This window comes from Geodermatophilus sp. DF01-2, assembly GCF_004571065.1.
GTDB lineage: Bacteria > Actinomycetota > Actinomycetes > Mycobacteriales > Geodermatophilaceae > Geodermatophilus.
The window spans coordinates 1-3,336 of sequence record NZ_SPQN01000159.1; the positions used below are offsets into that span (position 1 = coordinate 1).

General features: G+C 77.4%; 3 protein-coding genes and 1 pseudogene. 2 read left to right on the top strand and 2 right to left on the bottom strand.

The window, feature by feature from the left end:
• On the bottom strand, positions 1–268 hold a 268-nt coding region (locus E4P41_RS22905), incomplete at its 3' end, for a hypothetical protein (RefSeq protein ID WP_209307854.1).
• A gap of 346 nt (positions 269–614) precedes the next feature.
• Between E4P41_RS22905 and E4P41_RS21440 the strand changes: the two genes are divergently transcribed.
• Together E4P41_RS21440 and E4P41_RS21445 are read left to right on the top strand one after the other, a co-directional pair.
• On the top strand, positions 615–1,568 hold the full coding sequence (locus E4P41_RS21440) for a nucleoside hydrolase (RefSeq protein WP_135143217.1): 954 nt from the start codon (positions 615–617) through the stop codon (positions 1,566–1,568).
• A gap of 268 nt (positions 1,569–1,836) precedes the next feature.
• Complete coding sequence (locus tag E4P41_RS21445) at positions 1,837–2,328, top strand: ATP-binding protein (protein WP_245177555.1); 492 nt, start codon at positions 1,837–1,839, stop codon at positions 2,326–2,328.
• 187 nt (positions 2,329–2,515) lie between these two features.
• On the opposite strand, the pseudogene E4P41_RS21450 reads toward E4P41_RS21445, so the two are convergent.
• A pseudogene (locus E4P41_RS21450) lies at positions 2,516–3,336 on the bottom strand (GTP-binding protein HSR1); the annotation flags it as partial.

Consider the following 3,336-nt stretch of genomic DNA (forward strand, 5'->3'; position numbering starts at 1 on the left):
TGCACGACCCGGCGCTGCGACTGCTGGTGGGGCCGCTGGACCTCTGGGGGCTCCTGCGGCGGGAGTGGGCCGACGACGGGAGGGGGATCGGCCGGACGGCGACCGGTCGCCGGGCCGCACCGGACCGGTGCACGGCCGCGCGCCTCGGGCGGGGCCTGCCGCGCGGCGGCAGCGGCTCCGCCCGGTCCAGGACGTCGAGCAGGCCGCTGAGGGTCAGGTCGTCCGCCACGCGCGACGGGCGGTGGGCGAGTGCCCGGTCGTTCGCCATGACGTCCTCCTGTAGGTGGTGCCGCAGCCGGGGAAGGTGCCGCGGACGAGGAGAACGGTAGGGACGACGGCGCCCCGCGACCCCCTTCCGGGACACGTTCCGAGGGCCGCGTGACCCAACCGTTGCGGGAGGTCCACGCAGCGGGCGGTGACCCCGTCCAGGCGACGATCACTTGTCGACAAGCCGTGTCGTCCCGAGCGTGGAAGGCGCTGACCAGGGGGTCGGTCACCCCGGGACACGGCTCGACGCGCCCGGCGTGTCGGGGGGTTCGGGTGGCGGGTCCCCCCGGGACGGGGCGCCGTCCCGGGCCGCGGAGAGGGCCACGGCCGACTGGCAGGATGGCCGCGTGGCCGACCCGACACCGCTCGTGATCGACACCGACCCGGGCATCGACGACGCGCTGGCGATCCTGCTGGCGCTGGCCAGCCCGGAGGTCGACCTGCGTCTGGTCACCACGGTGCACGGCAACGTCGAGCTGGCGCAGACGACCGACAACGCGCTGCGGGTGCTGCACCTGGCCGGGCGCTCCGACGTCCCGGTGGCCGTCGGCGCCCGCGACTCGCTGGTGTACCGGCAGCCCGAGCGGGCCGGCCACGTGCACGGCGACAGCGGCCTGGGCGGGGTGCAGCTGGAGGCGTCCCCGGCGCAGCTCGACCCCCGCCCGGCGGTGGTGGCGATCGCCGAGCTGCTGCTGGCCTCGGAGAGGCCGGTGACCGTGGCCGCGATCGGCCCGTGGACCAACATCGCGCTGCTGCTGGCGACCTACCCGGAGGCCGCCGACCGGATCGGCCGGCTGGTGCTCATGGGTGGCTCGGCCGCGCGCGGCGGCAACGTCACGGCCGCCGCGGAGTTCAACGTGTGGGCCGATCCGGAGGCCGCACAACGGGTGCTGGGCTCCGGGATGCCGACCGTGCTGGTCGGCCTCGACGTCACCCTGCCCACGGTCCTCGACGAGGACGGCATCGCCCGCTTCGCCGCGGCCGGCCCGGTCGGGGAGAGCGCCGCGGCCGTCCTGCAGCAGTACGTCGACCACGCCCGCACCGCCTACGGCACCACCGGCGTCGTCCTGCACGACGCGCTGGCCCTGACCGAGGCGATCGTGCCGGGCACGCTGGGCACGGCCCGGCGGGACGTCGTCGTGGACACGACCCTCGGCGCCGGCCGCGGGCAGACGCTGGTGGACCGGCGGACCGTCTCGGCGTCCCCCACCGCGGTGGAGGTCGCCGAGACGGTGGACAGCACCGCGGCGGTGGGGTTCCTGGTCAGCCGGCTCGAGGCGCTGGCCCGGGCAGCCGCCTGAGACCGGTGCCGGCCTGGCCCTGGTGGGACAGGAGGGCGACAGCGGGCCGAGGACGCCGACCTCGAGCACCCGTGCGGTGCAGTCCGGCCGGCGCTGCTCGGTACGCATGTCGCGGCCCGCAGCACGGCGCCGCGGCCGGGGTCCACCCGGGGGCCGGGCACCTCGCCGCAGGACCCACCGGTGCGGGAACGGAGCCTTTCGGTCAGGATGGGGTGCCGGCCGGAGGTCCACCCGGCCCCAACGCCCAGCGACGGCGGAGGAGGATGCCTTGGGCCACGAGCCATGGCCGCACGCGCCTGTCCCCTCCGTCCCCGGCGACGTGTGGCACTGGCAGCTCGAGGCGATGCACGTCGTCTCCCGGGTCCGGGCCGACCTGCGGGCGCGGATCGCCCACCCGTCGGTCTGCTCGGCGTCCACCGACGACGCCCGGGACGGGCTGTTGCTGGTCTTCGAGGAGCTGGCGTCCAACGCGCTGCGGCACGGCGGCGGCGCGGTGCGCGCCCTCGTCGTCGCGGGCACCGACGGCTGGCTGCTCGACCTCAGCGACGAGGCGCCCGACCGGCCCCCGGTGCCCGCCCTCGACCGCGACCCGGCGCTGGGGGGCATGGGGCTGCACCTGGTCGCCCAGCTCTCCACCGGCTACGGCTGGGAGTGCCGCCCCGGCCGCAAGCACGTCTGGGCGCTGCTCCCCAACGGGCTCACACCGCTGGAGACCGGACAGGTCCCCGAGCCCCGCGCCGGAGAACGCCGCCCCGACTGACGTGAGCGGTGAGCCCGCCCACCGGCCCAAGCCCTCCGCGTCTGCGGGCGATGTGCTGCGGGCTTCCTGACTCCTGCGCCGTTCCACCTGCTCTTGCGGTCCTGCACGAGCGCAAGACCGCGTGGAACAGCGCAAGAGTCGGCGGCGACCGGGGACAGCACCTCACCGCGGTGCCGTCCCCTCGCCGCTACCTCCGGGCTCTGCTGACGGCCGCGCAGAAGCGGTCGTGGTCCTCGCGGACCTCGGCCATCGGGGCGAGCACCTCCTCCTGCGCGACCACGTCGACCGCCGCGTGCAGCCGCTGCCCCGCCCGCCGCGCCCGCCGGCGGGCCCGCACGCCCACCAGCGGCCGGGCCACCAGCGCCAGCAGCGCCCCGGCCAGCAGGCCGCCGACCAGCAGCAGGGTCGGCAGCGGCAGGCCCTCCACGCGGGGCAGCGGGACGATCCCGTCGAGCTGGAAGAAGCCGAGGGCCACCAGCGCGAGCAGCCACAGCGCCCCGACCAGCGCGACGAGCATGAGCAGCCACTGCAGGCCGCCGACCCCGCGCTGCCACAGCGGCGTGCGCTGCGAGCCGAGGTCGGTGCACGCGACGGCGCGGTCCAGCCGGTCGGCCAGCCGCTCCTCCGGCACCTCGACGGTGCGCCGCAGCTCGTCCCGCCAGGCCTGCGGCAGCCCGTCGCCCGCGGCCTCCCGTGCGGTGCGCACCGCACGGGTCACCCCGGCCTGCTGCACCGCCCCGGCGGCCGGCAGCGAGGTCCGGGCCACGACCCTGCCCGCGCGCGCCGGGTCCTGCGCCCTGCCCGCGCGCGCCGGGTCCTGCGCCATGCCCTCGTCCCCGGCGCCCAGGTGCAGTCGCTCCAGCGGGTCGGGGCGCAGCTTCCGGGTCCAGCGCACGACCGGCCAGCCGGTGGCCGCCGCCCCGCTGCGGCGCACCGACCGCTCGACGGCGGAGGCGACCGCGGGCACCCCCGCGGCGTCGGCCAGCGCCGCGGTGAGCTGCTCGCGCT